We start from the raw sequence: 20,565 nt of genomic DNA, 5'->3' as shown, positions 1-20,565 counted from the left end.
TGAGCTACTGCCGGGAAACTGGAATCCCAGAGCGTAATAGCAACAGGTACTTAAAATGTATCAGATAAAATAGGTGTACTTGCTCGGACGCTTACCGTTAATTGTTCCTATTTATTAGATTCACAATCACTTTTACCATGGTGTCTTTCTCTTCAGGTTTACTCACTGCAATCATTAAGGTCAATGCAACCAAAGTATTATCAGCAATTCTCTTGTTTCCATTGCTGTCAAACAATATTCCGTTTTTTTCTAAAAAGTAGAGAAATCAAAATGCTGCAATCCTCTTATTTCCATCGGAAAACGAATGATTCTTTGTGATGAAATACAATAAATTAGCCGCTTTCTCCTCAATGCTTGGATATAAATCTTGACCTCCGAATGTTTGGTAAATTGTTGTTATTGAGCTTTTGAATGATTCATCCTTTTCATTCCCAAATAAATCACTATTCCCATGAGCTTTCTTTGCTGTCAATATTTGTCTCATGGCTTCATCATAAGTCAGTTGATATTTTTCTTTTCCCGAAGTGTCTTTTATTTCAAGTTTTTGATAATCATATTGGTCTAAAATATCTAAAGCATAGGCATAATTTGAAATTATTTTAAGCAATCCAATACTTTCATCGTTTGTCAGAGCTTTATAATCCAGAACATTTCCTAATAACTTAACAGAATCTTGCAATTCTTTTAGTTGCTCATTTTGCTGAGCAAGACGATTTTTATCTAACGCATATCCCTTTAAAAGATATTCTTTCAGAATACTGTTCGCCCAAATTCTGAATTGAACACCTTGTTTTGAATTAACTCGATATCCAACTGATATTATAGCATCAAGATTATACAGTTTTACTTTTCGTCGAACATTTCTTTGTCCTTCTTTTTGAACTACCGAGGAATCCTCGGTAGTTGATTTTTCATCTAATTCTCCCGATTTATAAATATTCTTAAGATGCAGGCTTATAGTATCTGTATCTTTATTAAAAAGTTGAGCCATCTGCTTTTGTGAAAGCCAAACAGTCTCATTGTCAAATTTTACAATAACCTCTGTACTTCCATTTACCGTTTGATATATCTGTATATTAGCATTTTCCATGTTTCAAAATTTTCTCAAATATACAAATCTTAATCACGATATTTATTTTGATTGCTGGATGCTCTTCCTAATGCATGCCAACGGTTGGTATAAATTTTCGTTGCGGATTGCGGAGTGATTTCCTGTCGTGCCGCACCGCCGTTGTTGCGGGCTAAACAGTTTGTTGTCAGCACAAAAACCGCAATGAAATTTATACATTGTTGTGTGGCGTAATTCTTTGTTTATCATCAAAATCGAATACCAAGTCTAATCGGAACTAACAATGATTGCTGTGTCATGGTAAATCCTGATTTTGCGTAAATATCCATTTTCTCAGTCAGTCTATAATTTAGTCCTACACAAAATTCTCCAAACCCAGTCCCTGTGCCATTCTCATATTGATTCCATATATGACTATATCCTATTTTCAAGTTAATCAACGGTGTCAATCTGGTTTTTAGGGGTAAATATTCAAAGTCTGAAAATATTGAGAATCCGCTTACCCCTTCAAAATTTAAATACCCAAGTCCAATTCCTGTAAATAATTTATTTTTGAAGTCAAATCCATTTATAATATTAAAGTCGATACCGTTTTCTTCGTCTAAATTGTATCCTTTCCAATTTGGCCCAGGGTCAACTTGAACCGTATTAAATTGATATTTTAAAAATCCTGTCTCGGCTTTTATTGAATAATTAATCTGTGAATATCCTTGATTAGCAATCAAAATTGTAATCAATCCAATGATAAAAAGGCTTTTTCTATTCATTTAATTCTCTTGTTAAAAACTAATGTTTCTGGTTCGGTCTTATTATGCCACACAACTTTAAAATAACCTCACCCCACTTGTCTTTATTTCTCCTATTGACTCTATTTAATAGAGCTTATCACTTACCCCTTGGGTCAGTAAGGTCATATGGCTTTATGTTTAGCATTTCAAATATAGCGATTTGCCTGAACAAATATGAGGTAACGTTTAAAAACCATTGGACATATTGAAGCATCGAACAAAATCCTACGCACCAAGGCAATTAATTATCCGGCCCATACAAAAAAAGTGAAGATGAGGATGAGTAAACGATGAGAATGCGATGGGTTGGGGCCTACATCTGTACGAAGAAGCACTAAGCAGATGAGTTGGTGCTAGCATTTGGCTTACGGCTTGCCTTACGCATCGAGGTTGGGAGGCAAGGTATCCCATCCGTATGCCCAAAACAAATATAACCTGCATTATCCTACTCAATGCGCGTCGATGCCGTGCAGCATGCGCAGAGAATGTTCGATGGTTGGGTTAATCAGCGATAAATATTCGTTAACGGCTTTAACGCTGCCCGGTAATACATACACCAATGTTTTTCCCATTACCCCTGCAATGCTTCTGCTCAACAAAGCATTGGGCTTATCCAAACCATACTTCACACGGATAGCCTCCATGATGCCGGGGATCTCTTTATCCAACAGGGGCTTTACGATATCGGGCGTATGGTCACGCGGACCAATGCCGGTGCCGCCGGTGGTAACAAGCACGTCGAAACCTGCCGATCGCGACTCGCGCATCACCTTCTCTATTTGGCTTTTATCGTCGGGCAGAATGGTACGTTTAAAGCTGTAATGCCTACCGTTTTTATCAAAAAAGGATTTGAGTGTTTTTTCGGCAAAAGGGCCGCTTTTATCTTCATAAATCCCCGCATGGGCACGGTCGCTCAAGGTGATGATATGTACCTTTATTTGGCGGGGTATATACTCGAAAACATCGCCGGGTTTTAATATTCCACCCGAAAGTACCCGGCAAAAAATCCCCTCCCTGGGCATTACGCAGTCACCCACCAAGGTTTTTATCTCGCATCCGTTGTGGCATTTCTTCCCTATTTGCGTAACCTCCAGCTCAATATCGCCACACACAAAGCGGTCGAATATTATACTGTGATGAAGGGCGAGACCTTCGGTTGTGATGTTCTCGGCAAAATCGCCATAATTAAGATCGATACCGGAAGCCTCCTTTGTTTTCCGGTAGCTTTCGATACCCAACAGGCTCACCTGACGGTGCCAGGGGCCGGAATGTGCATCGCCCGAAACGCCGGTGTCATTGAGCACTATGGTTTTGGAAGGCGTTTTTATCGTACCCTTTTTCTCGGATAGGTTAACGGATTTTACGTTGAATTTTTGCATCTGTTTATTATTAAATAATATAACTTTAATCTGCATCATATTACGGAAGTTGCAAGACAAAGCTGTTTTCTAAACCTTCGTTTTCTCGAGTAGTTTAATCCCGGTCATCACCATATCCTTGTCCACCGCTTTGCACATATCATATATGGTGAGTAAGGCAACACTCACCGCCGTGAGGGCTTCCATCTCTACCCCTGTCTTCCCCTCGCACCTGGATAGGGAAAAGACCTGGATGCCATCGCTCTTCAATTCAAAATCCACATCCACCTTGCTTAACAGCAAAGCATGACACAGCGGAATGATGAAATGGGTCTGTTTGGCGGCTTGTATGGCCGCAATGCGCGCCACGGAGAGCACGTCGCCTTTTTTTATCAAATTCCCCTGAATCAAGGCAATGGTTTGTGGATGTAGTTGGATGAACCCGGTAGCTTTGGCCGTTCGCTTTTGAAAGGGCTTATCGCCTACATCTACCATTTTGGCTTCACCTTGCTTGTTTACATGTGTTAGCTTATCAGACATATATTTATACTTATTTTAATTTGGACAAAAAGATGAATTAACGTAAACTTTGAACATCGGGAGGATTATTATTATATGGATCCATTTTACCCCCCGATATTATAAAATTTATGGTTCTTGCTCACGGTACCTCTGGCAGGTTTGGCTCCAAGAGCCAACATAAACGCTTCTTTAATACCGTGTTCTTTTACATTAAAGCCCTTACCGCTAAACAAACAGGGTTTTATTTCGCCATTGGCCATCAGCCTTAGGCGGTTGCATATTTTGCAGTTGCCGCCTTCGCCACCCTCCACAACCGAGAAATCGCCTGTTTCCAAATCCATCTGTCGGATAAAACGGATGGATAAACCCTCATTGGCACAAAACTGTTTGAGCGCATCTATATCCTGCTTTTTTGACGATGGCGTTTTTACCGTGTTTATTTTAATAGGAGTTAGTCCCGCATCCCGCGCAGCAGCTATTCCTCTTTTCACATCTTCCAGATTGCCCAGGCGCGTTATGTTTTTAAAATCCTCGGCATCGAGGGTATCCAGGCTAATGTTAACCCTGGTCAAGCCCGCTTTTTTTAGGTCGGCGGCATATTTGTCCAGCAGTACGCCATTGGTTGTCATGGCCACCTCCTGAATACCTTCGACCTGACTTATCATTTCCACCAAATGCACAATTCCTTTGCGCACCAGAGGCTCCCCGCCCGTAAGACGTATCTTTGTTATGCCCAGCATCGCCCCTTGGCGTATTACTTCTGCTATTTCCTCCAGGCTCAACACCTCGTCCTTAGGCATTAATTCAATACCTCCGGCAGGCATGCAGTACCGGCACCTTAAATTACATCTGTCGGTTACGGATACCCGCAGATAAGTTATCCTCCTGTTAAATGAATCGAACATATACCAAATCTCCTTTCTTCACTTCCTTGATACCTATGGGCAGTTCAAACAAAACCTGAGCACCGCTTAAACCGCCAATATGCGCCGAGCCATGGAATTCAACGGGCTCCACTTCATTATTTTGGTTGATAAACCCGGGAGCCAAAAGCAAACGCGCATCGTTACGACGCTTAAAATTACTATGGATAGGCAAGCACACGCGCATTGCCCGGTAAACATACCTCATCAGGGCATACAGAAACGGACGTACATAAAGCTCAAACTGAATAAATGACGATACCGGGTTGCCGGAAAGTCCGAAACAATAGCGCTTCCCTTTTTGGGCGAACACCATGGGCTTGCCGGGCTGTATGGCTGTTTTTGAGATTAGGATGTCGAACCCCAATTTTTGCAGTATCCCGGGTATCAAATCGTACTCGCCCACTGAAACACCTCCGGTAAGTAATAGAACATCACTTTTTTCGAAGGCTCTGGTAATTGTTTGTTCCAACAGCGCCTCATCGTCTTTGGTAATTCCTATATAATTGGCCTTGATAGCCATATCTTTTAATTGCGCCAGCAACTGCGACGAGTTGGAGTTGCGTATCTGAAAAGGTTGGGGCTTCTCCTGCGGCTCCACCAGTTCGGTGCCACTGACCATGACCGAAACCTCCGGCTTTTTATACACCTCAACCTCGGTAGCGCCTGCCATAGCCAGCAATGGCAAGTGCCGTGCACAAAGCAGCGTGGAATCGGGCAATAGGGAATCCCCTGCACGGGCATCTTCGCCCCGATAACTGATGTTGTTTTTGGTGTTTTCATTGGTACACCTTATCCTGTCCGTATCTACCATTTCGGCATCCTCAACCATAAAGACACAATCGGCACCTTCGGGCACCACGGCTCCCGTCATAATTTTGGCACATTGGTTTTTTCCGATTGCTTTCTCCGGATCCTTGCCGGCATAAATAGTTTCTATCACTTGCAAGGTATTGCCTAAATCAACCTTACGGCAAGCATAACCGTCCATGGCCGATTTGTTAAAGGGTGGCATATCCATATCTATGCGCACATTGCCGGCCAACACACGTTGGTGGGCATCGTTTATCTCTACTTTTTCGCTTGGCAAAGGCAATGCCTGTTCCACAATTATTTTCAGTGCATCAGTATATTCAATCATGATTGTTTTGTTTTTGTTATACCTCCGTTGATAAATGCTATCTTTTCAATATCGAGCCCGGCGGCTTCGTCGGGTGTGACATTTATCCTACTCCTTCCCTCTCTCACTAATTTCTCTTTAGATGTATCCTTGCCGCGGATATAATAAAAAATGGAGGGTTCGAGAATATTGTACAAACCCCCGGATTCTATGATAAGCGGTTTATCCATTGGCAATAATTGCCGCAATTGTTCAAACATAACCGGGAGATGCTCGTTTTTGCATTGCACATAAAACACCGTCGTGGCACCGGCCTTTAGCATTCGGGAGCTATCCTTTGAGCTGTCGAGGGTTTCATTCACGATGCAGCAATCAGAAGTCTCCATAAGGATATCGGCTTCTTTGTCTAAAACGTGAAAATGGGAAGATATCTTGACCGCATATACTTCGGTGGTTTTGGCAAGCTGCGCAATAACCCTGCACGCCAGGGTAGTTTTTCCCACATTGCGTCCGTTACCGGCTATTAATAGTATGTTGGGATAGTAGTTCATATTAAGATAAATATATAAGTTTTATCCCGGCGAACAGAAGCACAAACGACAGCACATACATAAGTTGAACCGGGGCCATCCGTTTTTGCCCCAGGCTTGAACCGAGCATACTGCCGACAATTCCAATAACAATTAAAATATAAATACTGCCGATGGGTTCGAAACCTTTGCTGAGCACACCCAATATGCCACTAGCCGAATTAAGAAATATAAAAACAGCCGAAATGGCCGCGGTTTCCTTTATGCTGGCCCATCCCATCAATAACAACAGCGGACTTAAAATGATACCTCCACCAATGCCTATCATCCCCGAAAAGAAACCCAGCACCGCCCCAAAAAAAAGTGCCATTGGTAGGTTCATAGGCTTGGCAGCCTTTTCGGGTTTACCAAAAAACAGCATACGGGCAACTGCGATCAATAAAAATAAGCCGAGGATAATTTGATAAGTTTTGGGTTCTACATCAACCCTGGCGCCAATAAACGATAGAGGAATTGACAGCACAATAAATGGCAACAATAGTTTTAAACGAAAATAACCGCCTTTGTAGAAATAATAAAAGGAGATGCCGGCAACAAACAAATTTAACGTGAGGGCAGAGGCACGCATATATTCGGGCTCCACAGCAAACAAAGCCATGATTGCCAAGTACCCACTTGCCCCGCCGTGCCCTACCGACGAATACAGTATGGAGGTAATAAATATAGCCACGAAGAAAAGTAATTCTGCTTCCATTCTATTTGTTTTAATACATCTCAACATATAGAAAAACAGAAAGGTAGGTCAATAAACATATTAACCGGCACCGTGGCAACCCACATCCGTTATGCACAGTGCAAACAGATCCGATATGGGCTGCAACACCCGCGCACCAACTAAGTGCGTATTTTATCCTTTCTCCTTTCCAAGTCATTCTGATTTTCATCAGAAATCGGGAGGATTGACCGTTTCCCGTCAATCCCATCGGTTGCCATTCCTTGTCCTTTGATTTAGGAACGGAACTCGAAGAAAATTAGCAATCAGTGTTCAGTTTTTAGTAGTCAGTGTCAGTTTTCAGTAATCAGTAAACAGTAATCGGTAATCAGTAATCAGTAACTCTGAACTCTAAACCCCTTGTCCGGCTACTGACGGATAAACGCTAAGCCCTAGACTCTGAACTCTAAACTCTAAACATATAACTCTAAATAATAGTTGCTCTCCGGGGATAAATCTATATCTTTTTTTTTAAATCTCCCCCGTATTTAATTTCTCTGGCATCCATACTCTCATTGTTAAGCCATTGGGGCGTATCATCGGCCAGGTCGAGTTTGTCGCGTTCTTGCTCCAGCTCGTCCTCGCTATAAGCGTAAACCATTTCAACGGCAACAACATCACGGATTTGCTCAATGGTTTTTACCAAGGCTATCTCGCCGCTCACATCCGCTGCTTCGAGGGTTACGATAATCCTACTGCTTTGGTTAAGATGGATTTCGCATCCCTCTACCCCTTTCAAGGCATTTAACACGGCAGTATCCGAACCGGGTTTTACTTTTACTATGGCACCTGATATATTCATACTTAATTAATCCCTTCTTTCACTTGATCTTCTAAATTCGATTTCTCCAGCCCAAACTCCTGCCTGAATTCCGGTGTAAACAGGTTTTCGATATCAACGCTGACAGTGGCCTGCGGTACGTGGCACTGGTTACAGTTAAAATACTGGTTGTTTAATCTGTCCATATTTTGAACCGTCAACGAATCGCTGGCTGGCGTTTTATACACCCCATCTTCCAAAACCGGTTGTGGCCGCCAGTTGGCAAAGTGCGTGCTTGAAATAGGAACAGCCCCTGATTCTTCGGCTTTATCGGGCAAGTGACAGGTCAGGCAGATGTTGTTATCAAGTTTGATGGGCAAAAAACCATTTACGGTATGCGGTATCATGGGAGGCGCATTTTCATAAGCCCTATCAATAAGCTCGGCACTCCCCGGCTTCGATTCACTGTACTTGGGTTTCTCGCTTAAATTGGTGTCCTCCGATTTTACATCGGCATCGATAAGGCCCAGTTTGTTTTCGTCGATATATTCTTTGCCGCCCCGGTTGTTGGTGCAAGAGCCTAAAACAAAGAGGCTGATTGTTGTGAGGATAAGTATGTTTTTTTTCATTTTATTTTTTTATCGTTCTTAAACTTAGGTTTAATGCATTGTCCTGGCACACTTCGATGCATCGGGCACAGTTGGTACATTCGGATGGTTTTATGATGCCCGATTTTTTGGTGACGATACGCAGCACCTGCTTCTCGGGGCACACCGCAAAGCATTTCATACATTGGGTACAATTATCCTTGTTGTGATATACTTTGATCAAAGCGTATTTGCTGATGAGTGCATAAAATACGCCCAGGGGGCACAAATGGCCGCACCAGCCGAATTTGGTAAGGGACAGGTCGAACAAGAACACAGCCAATACGATGGCCCAACCGGCACCCATCCCGAATATCGCGCCGCGGTGCAAAATGGAGATGGGGCTTACCGCCTCAAAAGCCGCATATCCCAATATTATCGATAATACGATTCCCAAACCCAACACCCAATATCTTGCTTTTCGCGATATGGAAAGGCTGCTTTTTAAACCGAGCTTGTTATGTATCCAGGTTGCAAAATCCTCCACTATATTCATGGGACAAACCCAGGAGCAAAACATCCTACCAAATAAAATACCATACACAAGCAGGATTATGGCAGCCCCGAGGAGCAATTCGGCAGAGGCCATAAATCCGCTGGCCAACACTTGCACAACCGCATACGGATCGGCCAAGGGAACCGTATCGAACAGCAATGCCGAACTAAAATTACCCCTTAGAATATTCCAACCCAGGTAATTGGCGCCCACAAACAAACCGAGCAGAACCAATTGTGTTGTCCTACGGCCAATCAAAAAACGATATTTCTTTAATACGCCCATATATTAATCCATCAGTGGTTCGTCGTCGTTTAAGTAATCGAGTGCCGATTCAATGTCTTTTTTGTCTGAATCTGCTGCTTCCTTAATCGATTCTATGCGCTGTTCGTCGTCCTGCTCCCAGCTTTTAATGTAATGCTCGCCTACCTTGCCCGTAGAAATATCCCTGGGCAGCACGCGTATGGCGGCTTTTTCTACCACGCAAACCTTCTCGCAAAGACCGCATCCCGTACACACTTCGCTATTGATAACAGGTTGCAGATTGGCATGTTTCCCGGTTACCTCATTTTTCACCTTTTGTAGCACTATGGCCTCGTCCATTAACGGACATGCGCGGTAGCAGGCATCGCATTGAATGCCCCAATAGGCAATGCAGGTTTCTTTATGGATAACGGCCAATCCCATCCGGGCATTGTTGATGTCGGGCTTGGCATCCCCTTTCGTGAGCTTAGCCAAATCCAGCGCCCCCGACGGACAAGCATCGGTACAAGGGTAATCGGTACACAAATAGCAAGGCACCTGCCGCGGGGTGTAATAAGGTGTGCCCACGCCCATGTTTTGGGTAGGGGTGGCCAATTGCAAGGTATCGTAGGGGCAGGCCTCCACACATTTACCGCACTTGATGCAAGCCTGAATAAAGTCAGTGCCATCGAGCGCGCCCGGAGGTCGCAGGGCGAGGGGTGCCGAAACGCTGCCCTCGGCGACAGCACCCCAGAGGAGTCCTCCGCCACCGGCAGCGACCGATGCTTTGAAGAGTTTTTTTAATATTTCGCGACGCGTACTCATTTTATCCGTGTATAATTAATTAAACTGCCTTTAGCAGACAGGGTGACTGGGTTGCCCCGGTATGAAAAACCCTATTTGGCATGATGCACTGCACTTTTATTAGAAACAAACCACTCTAAACTTTCTACCAAACATGAAACTTCTGCACTCTCCTCTAGCCGGAGGGGCTCTTACTTTCTTGTTTTGATACAAGAAAGTAAGCAAAGAAAATCAAGGCTGCCGAAAAATATCATCTGTCTCTTTCCAATGCCCAAATGCGGCCGGGTGATCTCCGAACCAGTTCGAAGCTTCCCGGTCTTACTAAGGCATCGCTTCGAGCCCTATAATATTTTTCAGGAGGCCGATCCTGCCAGCACTAAGCATCTATCCAAAAATTAAAATGTTTATTACAAATTATCGTTAACATAGCCTGTCCCGCCATTGCGGGAGGCTATTCTCCTGTGTGAAATTTAGTATTAATAAAGTTCATGGTCGTTTCATCTTTTTTATCAAGCTTTATATAATTTTACGGCACACTTCTTAAAGTCGGTCTGCTTTGAGAGAGGGCAGGTGGCATCCAATGTAACTTTATTGATAAACACCTTTTCGTCGAACCAGGGTACAAATACCATCCCTCGTGGCATCCTGTTTCTACCGCGTGTTTGCACGTGTGCCTTTATCTTTCCTCTTCGCGATTCTATCCAAATGAGGTCGCCGTCGATAAAGCCTTTTTTAGCTGCATCTTTGGGGTGCATATAACACAAAGCCTCGGGCACCGCCCTGTACAATTCGGGCACGCGCATGGTCATGGTGCCGCTGTGCCAGTGTTCGAGCACACGGCCGGTACTTAACCATATCGGATACTCGGCATCGGGTATCTCGGGCGCTTCCATATACGGACGGAAGAATATCTTTGCCCTGTTCTTCATCTCCTTTTTAGGCTTTGCCGGGTTGGGTTTTACCAAATCACCCTGCGCCAAAGTTTTCATGGCTTCCCCATAGAAAGCAAAATCGCCAATCCCGGCATTTTTGGCATAGGGATCGTATTTAGAATTAAATCGCCATAGGGTCTCTTTCCCATCTACCACGGGCCATTTTAAGCCCCGTACTTTATGGTAAACATCAAAATACGCCAGATCGTGCGCATGGCCGGCACCAAACTCCCGATACTCTTCCCACAGGTATTTTTGCAAGAAAAAGCCATACCCTTTAAAGTTCTCACCGCTGCCATCCCGAACACCTCTTTTATCACCTTGTGCTTCGGTGTTCTTTACACCGTCGCCCACCGGATCGGGCCAGGCAAAAGCCCTGGCTTCCTTGTTGGCATAGAGTACGTCGTACAATGTATCCGTCAGTTTATAGCCCATGTCCTGCGCTTGTTGCAACACATCGGGAAGCCCCCCTTCCAGTCCGGGTATTTTTTGTGCGCCCCACACTTCGCGTATCTGAAAGCGTTTGGCCAGTTCGGCGTATTGCCATATATCAGGCATGGCATCGCCAACGGGCGTTACCTGCTGTTTCCAGTGTTGGGTCCGTCGTTCGGCATTGCCATAGGCGCCCCATTTTTCAAATATCATGGCCGAGGGTAAAATCAAGTCCGATACCTTGGCAGATATGCCGGGATACCCATCGCTGCACACGATAAAGTTATCCATTTTTCGGGCGGCCTTAAGCCAGTGGTTGGCATTGGCTGTATTCTGATAGGGGTTGCACACATTTATCCAGGCAAACTTGATAAGTCCATCCTCCAGATCGCGATGAATTTTCATGGTGTGGGAGCCTATTTTACCGTTTAGCGTGCCTTCGGGTAACTTCCATATCTTCTCTGCAATGGCACGGTGCTTCGGATTGTCCACTACCATATCGGCCGGCAGGCGATGGGCAAAAGTACCCACTTCGCGCGCAGTTCCGCAGGCGGATGGCTGACCGGTAAGGCTAAAGGCGCCATTGCCCGGTTGTGCCTGCTTGCCCAGCAGTAGATGCACCATATAAGCCTGCTCGTTGACCCAGGAACCCCGCGTATGCTGGTTGAAGCCCATGGTCCAGAAGGACGCAACGCTACGGCCTTTCTCGATGTAATAGTCGGCCAGCTCCTTTAATTTCTTTTTATATACTTCTATGTCTTCCTCCTCATCGCCTTTGGAAACATCGGCCACAAAATCGAGGGTGTACGGTGCCAGGGCTTTTTTAAAGTCGGCAAAAGTGATAATCCAATGCTTACCCGCCGTGTTGCGGTTCTTCATCTCCATCACATCGCCCTCTTTGTAACCCAGATACGACAATGCCTTTGCCTCATCTTTTGTTAACACCTTGGATGACTCAATGCGTACTGTCTCTTTTTCTTTATCGGTAAATTTTTCATGCTCAGCTGTTCTCATGCCGTAGCCTATATCCACCACCCCGGTAACAAACTCGGTATATTTGTTCACAAATTCCCAATCGATGGCTTCGGGATGGTTAAAAACGATTTCGTGAGCGATGTAGTTCCAGATGGCCAGGTCGGTATTTGGCTTGAAGATAATCTCCGTATCGGCCACATCGGATGTGCGGTTACTGTAGGTAGAAAGATTGACCACCTTTACCCTGTTGGGGGCACTCAGCTTCCGGTCTGTTGCCCGCGACCAGAGTATGGGGTGCATCTCTGCCATGTTGGCTCCCCAGGTAACAATGGTATCGGTAAGCTCAATATCGTCGTAATTGCCCGATGGCTCATCGATACCAAAGGTTTGCATAAAACCCACCACGGCCGATGCCATGCAATGACGGGCATTGGGGTCGATATTATTGGAGCGGAACCCGGCTTTCATAAACTTACTGGCCGCATAGCCTTCCATAATGGTATGCTGTCCGGAACTGAAAACAGCTATTCCGGTGGGACCCAATTCCTTGAGCGCCTTTTTCATGTGCTTTTCCATTTCGTCGAAGGCACGCTGCCAACTGACGGGCTTAAACTTACCTGCCTTACTAAAATTACCCTGCTCATCTACCCTTAACAATGGCTTTTTAAGGCGGTCGGCGCCATACATTATTTTAGCGTTAAAATAGCCTTTAATACAGTTTAAGCCGCGGTTTACGGGTGCCAGAGGATCGCCTTTCACGGCCACTATCCTATCGTTTCTGGTGGCTACCATAATGCCGCAACCGGTGCCGCAGAACCGGCATACCCCTTTATCCCATTTCCATTGGTTTTCGCCCTCATTGGCTGCTGCCTGAATGGACTGAGGAATGGTGAGGCCGGCCGCAGTTGCTGCAGCTACTGCTGCAGAGCTTTTTATGAAATTTCTTCTGTTCAGTTCCATATCATTTTAATTTCTTAATTTTCCTTAAACCGAGCACTACATAGGCTATGGCACCCCAGATACTGATGAGACTTATGGTGAAGATGGCAATCAGCCATATCGGTGTTTTTTTGGCCGTGCTCCACAGGTTGCGCCCTGCAATAAGACTTTCGGCCACGTTAGGTTCCGTAATATTTAGCTTCTGCACTTTCTTAATTGAGCCATAACCTTTAGATGCTTTTACGAGCATTTCGATGTTCCCTTCGCTATCGCCGGGCAGTTTGTAGTCCACATCAAAGTACGATATGCCCAGTTGGTTGGTTTGTACCTTCCCTAGTAGCATATTACCGAATAATCCTTTTACAAAAGCCGATACGGAAGCGCCGGGGACGCCCTCCCCCTCATCGTTAAATACTTTCACCACCAGCTTATCCACATTATCGTCAAAACTCAGTTTAAGGGTCAACACGGGTATCTCAATTCCTTCGAGGTCGGGTACGGGTTGTTTGTAATCTTCGTTAAAACTTCTGATATAAGCCACTAGGCTCCATATCTCTTCGGTAGAAAGGGCATCTCCAAAGCCCGGCATGGATCCTCGGCCTATCGCTATTTTATGAAACAATGCTCCGTCGGGTTGATTCTGAAATATTTCGCTTGCCACATCTCCGGGTGGGGGTGCCATGGGCGTAAAATTACCTTGCGTGGGATCGCCATGGCACGAGGTACAGGCATTATTGTAAATCACCTCGCCCGCCCGGGCAAACTCCTCGTCGAAAGTAAAGATGCTCACCTCCTCTTTGGCAGCATCGGGAACTACCCAGGCTTCCTGCGCCTTTACAACCATACAAGGCAACAGAATCGTTGCCAGGGTGATGATGATGATGTTTTTACTTTTTTTCATACGTTTTATATTTTACCTACTCCATCTACTCTGGATGTATTGCAATCCTGCTCTTTTACGACCTAATTATTTGATAGCTTACTACCGCTTTCCTGTTCAATTTCTTCTTTCATTTCCCAGATCGGTACCACGGGAAATAGTTTCGACAAAAGGGTCATGATGATGAGTACCAGTACAAAAGAACCTACCGTAATGGCTATTTCGGGCATGGTAGGGGAGTAGTGCATAAATTTTTCGGGCACGTTCTGGATAGGGAAATAGGGGTGCTGCTGAACCGGAACCACTATCAGGTATCGTTTGAACCATGCCCCGGCCAGTACTGCCACCGAGATAATGGTTGCCGGGAGGGGCTTTCGCATTGCCGGCAAGAGCAATAATACAAACGGGATAATCAAGCCTCCGACCTGCACAATCCAATATAACAGCGCGTCGTGTCCATAAAGCATACTTTTAAGATGTTCGGCATCACCACCTTTAAATTTATAGGCCGGAACAATTACCTCGTTAATGTTAAAATACACATACACCAACGATACCAGTACTAATAACTTACCCATCTTGTCAAAGTGTACATCGGTAATATAATGGTGTAGTTTAAAGCTTTTTTGATAAAAGTACATGGCGATAATTACGGCGGCGCAACCGGCTACAAAAGCCCCGGAAACAAAGTACGGTCCAAAAATTGGCGAATCCCATCCCGCCCTCAGCGTCATGGCAAAAAGCCATGAGGTAACGGTATGTATGGCAAGGGCAACCGGAATGATGAGCACCATGAGCAGGCGCATATATTTTTTTACCAGTTTGAATTGTTCCGGTTTATCGGCCCAGCCCAAAGAGAGTATTTTGTACAGTTTGCGTTGTATGCGGGGAAGACCTGATGTGTTTTTTTCGCATAAATTCATATCCGGGATAAGGGGCAAATAGAGCAGCAAGAGGCTTAGGGTTACATAAGTCATTACCACGGCAATATCCCAAACAATAGGCGATTGTATGCGGCCATACATAAAAACATGATGCAGCCTGTCGGGCCGGCCCATATCTGTAATAATTACCAGTCCGGCCACCATGGCAAATGCCACGGCAATGATTTCGGAGATACGTGCAATGGGTTTGATCCATTTAACGCCCAGCAAGCCCATAACCGAACTGATGAGCATGCCGATGAGGCTGGCGGCTACAAAAAATACAAAGTTTGAGATGTATATACCCCACGAAACAAAATCACTTAGACCGGTGACCCCTAAACCATCGCGGAGTTGCAGGTAATAATAAAACAAGCAGGCGGCGAGGATGGCAAATAACGATCCGAGCCATATTTTTGAAGGCGTGCTCCAGTTTACATTGGCCAGCAACTCCTCATTGATAACAGCCGGCGTTTTTGATTTTAACAGATCCATAACTATTGTCTTGGTATATATTTAGTTCATCTAAGAAAACCCTCTGTTTTATTAATACTTCTTCGTGATTACCCCTAACCCCTAAAGGGGAATTAACACTCCCCGGGGAGTTCAAATTCTCCCTTTAGGGAGTTAGAGGGTTTTGAAAAAAGAATTGTTGCGCTTTCTTATAGCCTCTATTTACGTTTTGCTGACTGATGGCGGTAGATAATAGACCCGTGGCATGGTTCCCAATTCCGGCATCAAGGTATAAGCAGCATTGTCTTTGAGCAAGGCACTTAGGCGAACCGTTTCATGGGTAGTGCCATTGGTTACTAAATCCTCAACCGAATCGCCAAAATAATACACCCCGTTGGGACAGGCCGAAACACAATAGGGTAACTTACCCTCGCGCACCCGGTCGGCACTAAAAGCACACTTGGTAACGGTACCCTTCTTCTGGGGCACATTCTTTTCCATGTCATATTCCACATCCTTATATTCTTCTGCATCCCTGGGCTCTGTCCAGTTAAAGGTACGTGCCGAATACGGACAGGCGGCGATGCAGAAACGGCAGCCGATACAGCGCTCGTTATCGATGAGCACAATACCATCGGAACGCTTAAAAGTGGCGTCAACGGGGCATACCGTCACGCAGGGTGGATTATCACAATGCTGGCAGAGCTTGGGCATAAAATAAGTAGAACCGTTAACCGGATCGTCCATCTGTAACACGTTGATGTGGTGTTGCTCGGGCTTTAGCTGGTGCGCAGCCTGGCAGGCGGTCATGCACTTGCGGGCATTTTTACATTTACCCAAATCAATAACCATCACAAATTTTCGGTTGGGCATACCTATACGTCCTCTGCTCAGCAAGTAGGATTGATCGGTATCCTTGGTGGCAGTCTTCAACTGGCTCTTGTCCACCTCTACCAGCTGGTTGTTGGCATCCAACAATTTAACTTTTTCCCCTGTTCCGCTCGTATCGTTTGATGAGCATCCGGTCAGCATGCCCGCTGATGAAACGGCACCTGCACTCACAACGCCCAGTTTCTGGAGAAAGTATCTTCTGGAGTTCTTTGGTTTATTTTCAGCACTCATTACCCTTTTGTTTATAGATTTACCAACTTTTACGATTCAAATTTAAGTAATTGGGTATTCTATTCCTACATTCCTACAATGGTGAAAAGGAAACCAAAAATACAATTAAGCATTCGGGATGCGCAAATCCTTTATTTGCAATTGTTTACAAAAATTAACAAAGCCGTGTCGAAGCTTAATTTAGAAACAATCTACTTAATATTGTGCTATCCAATATTGTCTGTGTATAAAATAAACAGTCGTATCTTTCTAATAGCACAATAAATTAAAAGTTGTCAATAAATTTTTTTAAACTATCTATTTAAAAAATAACTTATCTTGTTATTATATTCTAAAAAGCTATGACAACAACGGATTTTATATTACGACTTTTAGCTGCTATGGGCGCCGGATTGATTATTGGTTTTGAACGGCAATGGCAGCATAAATCTGCCGGATTACGCACCAACACATTGGTGGCAACAGGTGCGGCATTATTTGTTTTATTAAGCATAAATTTAACCCAGTATGGCGGGGACTCGACGCGCATCATTGGTCAGGTGGTTACGGGAATCGGATTTTTAGGTGCCGGTATTATATTTAAAGAAGGAAGTAATGTGCGTGGACTCACTACTGCAGCTACCGTATGGTGCAGTGCGGCAATCGGTAGTGTTGCCGCCGGGGGGTACTATTGGGAAACATTGATTGGTGTAGTGGCTGTTATCTCTATTAACCTTTTGCTCAACCCCCTGGGCCTGTGGTTATCTAAACGAAAATAATGAAGTGAATAGTTGAAATGAATAGTTGAAATGAGCCTAATGGTAGGATCTTGTACTACTATAAGTTGATTGATATGTCCGGCAAAATAGCCAAAAGTTCAACAATGAACCATGGTGTAGAAAGGAGGATTAAATCATAGAGTTTTAACCAAAAACAGTGTTTCTTCACGAATAAGCTTTTAAGGATACTGAGGTGTGGGTATCAGATTATAAAACATATACCCCAATAAGCTTGTACCAAAGGCTGCTACCTTTTTATTTTTCATCCCTAGGTTGGATTGCTAAATAAATCATAAGCTAAGTTTACCTGCTCTGGTTTACCTAGTACATACACAATATCGTTGGCTTTGAATACAATATCAGGTTCAGGATGTTCAATGATGGTGGTGTCTCTTTTTATGGCTACCAGGGTAACGCCTGTTTTGCTTCGCAATTGGGTTTCGAGCAGGGTTTTTCTGTCTGCTTCCGAATCGGGTTCTATTTTTATGGCCGAAATACTCATGTTGCGCAGCTCATAAAACACCGTAGGCGGATTAATGATGTCTTTCTCCGAAAATTTGCCCAAATTTAAATGTCGGATATGGGTTAGTATGCGACTTACTTCTCTTTGAGGATATGATTTTTTAACCAATATTCTGGTAAACAAATCAATGGCAATTTCCAGTTTTTCGGGTAAAATTTGATCTGCACCCAATTGGTACAGTTGTTCCAGGTTATCGATATTTTTGGCCTTAACAATGATATAAGCATTTGGATTTATCCGCCTTACCTTCTCTACGATGGTCATAGTGGGTATGAGGTTGCCTATGGAAACAATCACAATGTCGGCTGTTTCCACGTGGGCTTTTAACAATATCGGTTCATTTACGGCATCACCATATACGGTAAGGTCGCCGCCCCGCAATTTTTCCTTGGCCACCATGGGGTCAAAAACAATAGAAACTTGCTGCAGATTATTTAGTTTGGCCATTAACGAGAGTGACAGGGCACTTTTATCGGTTCCAATAATTACAAGGTGACTTTTTATGTCCGGGATATCCACTTCTTTTAAGGGAAAAATACCGTTGATAAGAATTTTAGGGAGTGGCAGTTTCATTAAAAGATTAGCAAAAGGTAGCGAATAACGCATCAAAAAAGGGGTTAATGCCATTGTTATTACCGCAACTGCCAGAAACAACTGATAGTAGAAATCGCTGATGATAGCATTGCTCTGGCCAATTTTGGCCAGGATAAATGAAAACTCTCCTACCTGGCTTAGTGCCAAACCAACCACTATCGTCCCTCTGAAGGTATGGCCCATAATAAAACCGGTTCCGCCTGCAATTACGGATTTAACAACAATAACCAGCACTACGCTAATAATAACCAGCTGATAGTTGTCAATTACAAAGTTTAAATCGAGCAGCATACCTATTGATACAAAGAAAAAACTGGTAAAAGTATCCTTAAACAATACAATGTTAGAAAACGCGCTGTGACTGTACTGCGAGTTAGATATCATTAAGCCCGCCAAAAAAGCGCCAAATGCCAGCGACATGCCTAATTGGTAGGTGAGCAAGGCAATGGTAAGGCAGATGAGAAGGATACTCATCATAAAAAGCTCCTGGTTTCTGGTTTTTGCAATCATATGCAACAGCATGGGCAGTAGCCATTTGCTGCCAACATAAACAAAGCCGATAATAAAAGCAGTTTTTAGCGAAAGAATTAAAATCTCGCGGGTAATATCTACATTATCGCCGCCCATTAAATTGGCAAATAGTAAAAGCGGAACTAATAAAATATCTTGGAAGATAAGGATGCCCAAGGTTGTTCGTCCATAGTTTGAGGTAAGTTCCGATCGTTCCTGCAATAGTTTAAGGACAATTGCCGAGCTGCTTAAAGCCGATAAAAAACCGATAAACAATCCTGATTGCCAGCTTAGATCGTAAAAATTGGATGCAACATAAAAAACACCTACGGTCAACGATACTTGCAGTAAACCGCCAAAAAAAACCAGTTTTCTTATTTTTAGTAAATGGGTTAACGAAAACTCCAGGCCAATGGTGAAAAGTAATAAGATAACTCCAATTTCGGCCAATAGCTCAATTTCGTGCTTGGCGCTTATCAATGCTAACAGATGAGGGCCGGCGAGGATTCCGGTTAGTAAATAACCAACGATAGTAGGTATTTTTATTTTGGTAAATATAAAGTTTACCAGGGTGGATAAGGCAAAGATGATTAATATCTGCTTGAGTATAAATAAATCCATATGAAGCGTTTATTAAGGGTCTTTCATGATGAGTTCTTGTTGCAAAATAGCGAAAATTTAAAGAAGAATTCGGTAATTTTTACCGTGAAATAAAAAATACCATAAATATCATTGTACGAATGTTATTTCTGAACTTTCTTCACGGTGTATTAACTTTATTAAGCCATGAACGAATTATTTAGCTTTGGGCTTTTAGCTTTTGCCTCATTTTTTACCCTGATTAATCCCTTGAGTTCGATGCCTGTTTTTATGACCATGACGGCAGAGCTGGATCAAAAAGATAGGGTAAAAACTGCTAAAAAGGCGGTGCTGGTTGCTTTTGTAGTAATTATTATATTTGCTTTTACAGGGCAGTTGTTGTTTAAGTTTTTTGGTATCTCGGTTAATAGTTTCCGTATTGTGGGAGGCGTTATATTTTTTATAATGGGGATGGATATGCTTCAGGCTCGTTTGGGAAGAGTAAAAATAAAAGATTCCGAAATTAAAGCCTATGTAGCTGATATCTCCATTACCCCTTTGGCCATTCCTATGATTTGTGGCCCCGGTGCCATTACCAATGCCATTGTTTTAATGGAAGATGCCACTACCCCCACACTTAAGGCGGTACTTATATTTACTATAATATTGATAATGGGGGTAACCTACCTAATCTATTATAGTGGTTCGCGTATTATCAAGTTTCTGGGCGAAACGGGTAATAATGTAATGATGCGTTTGATGGGCCTTATTTTGATGGTAATTGCCGTGGAGTTCTTTTTCAGCGGACTGAAACCTATTGTGCTGGATATAATGAATTAGCCAACAGCTAATAACTATCTGGAGCGAAAGGACTTCCCGCCATATAAAATTTTATATAGCAGGAAGTCTATAG

Annotated in this window: 19 protein-coding genes and 1 riboswitch; of the genes, 2 read left to right on the top strand and 17 right to left on the bottom strand. The window is 43.7% G+C overall.

The genetic code is table 11. The annotated features are described in order from the left end of the window. Window positions 1-265: 265 nt before the first annotated feature. The 16 genes from rhuM to FN809_RS16680 form a co-directional block, all read right to left on the bottom strand. Window positions 266-1,090 carry a virulence protein RhuM/Fic/DOC family protein gene (gene rhuM / locus FN809_RS16755; protein ID WP_221929462.1) on the bottom strand — a complete coding sequence of 275 codons (825 nt, stop codon included), beginning with the start codon at window positions 1,088-1,090 and terminating at the stop codon, window positions 266-268. 227 nt (window positions 1,091-1,317) lie between these two features. Further along, window positions 1,318-1,836 carry a hypothetical protein gene (locus tag FN809_RS16750; protein WP_142534686.1) on the bottom strand — a complete coding sequence of 173 codons (519 nt, stop codon included), beginning with the start codon at window positions 1,834-1,836 and terminating at the stop codon, window positions 1,318-1,320. Between the two features lie 470 nt (window positions 1,837-2,306). Continuing rightward, window positions 2,307-3,236, bottom strand: a complete 930-nt coding sequence (locus FN809_RS16745) for an MOSC domain-containing protein (protein WP_185957601.1) — start codon at window positions 3,234-3,236, stop codon at window positions 2,307-2,309. 69 nt (window positions 3,237-3,305) lie between these two features. Beyond that, complete coding sequence (gene moaC, locus FN809_RS16740; protein ID WP_142534684.1) at window positions 3,306-3,755, bottom strand: cyclic pyranopterin monophosphate synthase MoaC; 450 nt, start codon at window positions 3,753-3,755, stop codon at window positions 3,306-3,308. Between the two features lie 86 nt (window positions 3,756-3,841). Further along, window positions 3,842-4,642: a GTP 3',8-cyclase MoaA gene (locus FN809_RS16735; protein ID WP_142534683.1), complete on the bottom strand. Its 801-nt coding sequence runs from the start codon at window positions 4,640-4,642 to the stop codon at window positions 3,842-3,844. Continuing rightward, window positions 4,626-5,801 (bottom strand): molybdopterin molybdotransferase MoeA, encoded by a 1,176-nt coding sequence (locus FN809_RS16730; protein WP_142534682.1) that lies wholly within the window; start codon window positions 5,799-5,801, stop codon window positions 4,626-4,628. The genes FN809_RS16735 and FN809_RS16730 overlap by 17 nt, the downstream gene beginning before the upstream one ends. Further along, window positions 5,798-6,331, bottom strand: coding sequence for a molybdopterin-guanine dinucleotide biosynthesis protein B (locus tag FN809_RS16725; RefSeq protein WP_142534681.1), 534 nt, complete (start codon window positions 6,329-6,331; stop codon window positions 5,798-5,800). Before FN809_RS16725 ends, FN809_RS16730 begins: the two co-directional genes overlap by 4 nt. Before the next feature lies 1 nt (window position 6,332). Then, on the bottom strand, window positions 6,333-7,064 hold the full coding sequence (locus tag FN809_RS16720) for a sulfite exporter TauE/SafE family protein (RefSeq protein WP_142534680.1): 732 nt from the start codon (window positions 7,062-7,064) through the stop codon (window positions 6,333-6,335). Window positions 7,065-7,210: 146 nt separating this feature from the next. Beyond that, window positions 7,211-7,349, bottom strand: a riboswitch (molybdenum cofactor riboswitch). Between the two features lie 190 nt (window positions 7,350-7,539). Then, the gene (locus tag FN809_RS16715) at window positions 7,540-7,884 is read right to left on the bottom strand and encodes a chaperone NapD (RefSeq protein ID WP_142534679.1); all 345 of its coding nucleotides are present in this window, start codon (window positions 7,882-7,884) and stop codon (window positions 7,540-7,542) included. A 2-nt stretch (window positions 7,885-7,886) separates the two neighbouring features. Beyond that, window positions 7,887-8,471, bottom strand: coding sequence for a nitrate reductase cytochrome c-type subunit (locus FN809_RS16710; RefSeq protein WP_142534678.1), 585 nt, complete (start codon window positions 8,469-8,471; stop codon window positions 7,887-7,889). A 1-nt stretch (window position 8,472) separates the two neighbouring features. Further along, on the bottom strand, window positions 8,473-9,270 hold the full coding sequence (napH, locus tag FN809_RS16705) for a quinol dehydrogenase ferredoxin subunit NapH (RefSeq protein WP_142534677.1): 798 nt from the start codon (window positions 9,268-9,270) through the stop codon (window positions 8,473-8,475). A 3-nt stretch (window positions 9,271-9,273) separates the two neighbouring features. Continuing rightward, window positions 9,274-10,053, bottom strand: coding sequence for a ferredoxin-type protein NapG (napG, locus tag FN809_RS16700; protein ID WP_142534676.1), 780 nt, complete (start codon window positions 10,051-10,053; stop codon window positions 9,274-9,276). A gap of 488 nt (window positions 10,054-10,541) precedes the next feature. Further along, entirely contained in the window at window positions 10,542-13,331 is a 2,790-nt protein-coding gene (gene napA, locus FN809_RS16695; protein WP_142534675.1) for a nitrate reductase catalytic subunit NapA, read from the bottom strand. Window position 13,332: 1 nt separating this feature from the next. Continuing rightward, window positions 13,333-14,211 carry a c-type cytochrome gene (locus FN809_RS16690; protein ID WP_142534674.1) on the bottom strand — a complete coding sequence of 293 codons (879 nt, stop codon included), beginning with the start codon at window positions 14,209-14,211 and terminating at the stop codon, window positions 13,333-13,335. A 62-nt stretch (window positions 14,212-14,273) separates the two neighbouring features. After that, window positions 14,274-15,608 (bottom strand): NrfD/PsrC family molybdoenzyme membrane anchor subunit, encoded by a 1,335-nt coding sequence (gene nrfD, locus FN809_RS16685; protein WP_142534673.1) that lies wholly within the window; start codon window positions 15,606-15,608, stop codon window positions 14,274-14,276. 180 nt (window positions 15,609-15,788) lie between these two features. Next, complete coding sequence (locus FN809_RS16680; RefSeq protein WP_142534672.1) at window positions 15,789-16,688, bottom strand: 4Fe-4S dicluster domain-containing protein; 900 nt, start codon at window positions 16,686-16,688, stop codon at window positions 15,789-15,791. 341 nt (window positions 16,689-17,029) lie between these two features. Here FN809_RS16680 and FN809_RS16675 point away from each other — a divergent pair, with 341 nt between their 5' ends. Next, on the top strand, window positions 17,030-17,446 hold the full coding sequence (locus FN809_RS16675; protein ID WP_142534671.1) for an MgtC/SapB family protein: 417 nt from the start codon (window positions 17,030-17,032) through the stop codon (window positions 17,444-17,446). A 268-nt stretch (window positions 17,447-17,714) separates the two neighbouring features. On the opposite strand, the gene FN809_RS16670 is transcribed toward FN809_RS16675, so the two are convergent. Next, entirely contained in the window at window positions 17,715-19,694 is a 1,980-nt protein-coding gene (locus FN809_RS16670) for a cation:proton antiporter domain-containing protein (RefSeq protein ID WP_142534670.1), read from the bottom strand. Window positions 19,695-19,859: 165 nt separating this feature from the next. Here FN809_RS16670 and FN809_RS16665 point away from each other — a divergent pair, with 165 nt between their 5' ends. Beyond that, on the top strand, window positions 19,860-20,492 hold the full coding sequence (locus FN809_RS16665; RefSeq protein WP_142534669.1) for a MarC family protein: 633 nt from the start codon (window positions 19,860-19,862) through the stop codon (window positions 20,490-20,492). Window positions 20,493-20,565: the final 73 nt, after the last annotated feature.

This window comes from Saccharicrinis carchari (assembly GCF_900182605.1).
Classification (GTDB): domain Bacteria; phylum Bacteroidota; class Bacteroidia; order Bacteroidales; family Marinilabiliaceae; genus Saccharicrinis; species Saccharicrinis carchari.
Note: the sequence above shows the minus strand (reverse complement) of the source record. Positions and strands in the feature narration are given on the sequence as shown.

What these genes read in the sequence shown, in the direction of transcription:
- FN809_RS16750 (WP_142534686.1), bottom strand. Translation starts at nt 1,836, where the DNA reads ATGAATAGAAAAAGCCTTTTTATCATTGGATTGATTACAATTTTGATT.
- FN809_RS16710 (WP_142534678.1), bottom strand. Translation starts at nt 8,471, where the DNA reads ATGAAAAAAAACATACTTATCCTCACAACAATCAGCCTCTTTGTTTTA.
- nrfD (WP_142534673.1), bottom strand. Translation starts at nt 15,608, where the DNA reads ATGGATCTGTTAAAATCAAAAACGCCGGCTGTTATCAATGAGGAGTTG.
- FN809_RS16715 (WP_142534679.1), bottom strand. Translation starts at nt 7,884, where the DNA reads ATGAATATATCAGGTGCCATAGTAAAAGTAAAACCCGGTTCGGATACT.
- FN809_RS16720 (WP_142534680.1), bottom strand. Translation starts at nt 7,064, where the DNA reads ATGGAAGCAGAATTACTTTTCTTCGTGGCTATATTTATTACCTCCATA.
- FN809_RS16665 (WP_142534669.1), top strand. Translation starts at nt 19,860, where the DNA reads ATGAACGAATTATTTAGCTTTGGGCTTTTAGCTTTTGCCTCATTTTTT.
- FN809_RS16735 (WP_142534683.1), bottom strand. Translation starts at nt 4,642, where the DNA reads ATGTTCGATTCATTTAACAGGAGGATAACTTATCTGCGGGTATCCGTA.
- FN809_RS16725 (WP_142534681.1), bottom strand. Translation starts at nt 6,331, where the DNA reads ATGAACTACTATCCCAACATACTATTAATAGCCGGTAACGGACGCAAT.
- rhuM (WP_221929462.1), bottom strand. Translation starts at nt 1,090, where the DNA reads ATGGAAAATGCTAATATACAGATATATCAAACGGTAAATGGAAGTACA.
- napH (WP_142534677.1), bottom strand. Translation starts at nt 9,270, where the DNA reads ATGGGCGTATTAAAGAAATATCGTTTTTTGATTGGCCGTAGGACAACA.
- FN809_RS16670 (WP_142534670.1), bottom strand. Translation starts at nt 19,694, where the DNA reads ATGGATTTATTTATACTCAAGCAGATATTAATCATCTTTGCCTTATCC.
- FN809_RS16675 (WP_142534671.1), top strand. Translation starts at nt 17,030, where the DNA reads ATGACAACAACGGATTTTATATTACGACTTTTAGCTGCTATGGGCGCC.
- FN809_RS16680 (WP_142534672.1), bottom strand. Translation starts at nt 16,688, where the DNA reads ATGAGTGCTGAAAATAAACCAAAGAACTCCAGAAGATACTTTCTCCAG.
- FN809_RS16745 (WP_185957601.1), bottom strand. Translation starts at nt 3,236, where the DNA reads ATGCAAAAATTCAACGTAAAATCCGTTAACCTATCCGAGAAAAAGGGT.
- napA (WP_142534675.1), bottom strand. Translation starts at nt 13,331, where the DNA reads ATGGAACTGAACAGAAGAAATTTCATAAAAAGCTCTGCAGCAGTAGCT.
- FN809_RS16730 (WP_142534682.1), bottom strand. Translation starts at nt 5,801, where the DNA reads ATGATTGAATATACTGATGCACTGAAAATAATTGTGGAACAGGCATTG.
- moaC (WP_142534684.1), bottom strand. Translation starts at nt 3,755, where the DNA reads ATGTCTGATAAGCTAACACATGTAAACAAGCAAGGTGAAGCCAAAATG.
- FN809_RS16690 (WP_142534674.1), bottom strand. Translation starts at nt 14,211, where the DNA reads ATGAAAAAAAGTAAAAACATCATCATCATCACCCTGGCAACGATTCTG.
- napG (WP_142534676.1), bottom strand. Translation starts at nt 10,053, where the DNA reads ATGAGTACGCGTCGCGAAATATTAAAAAAACTCTTCAAAGCATCGGTC.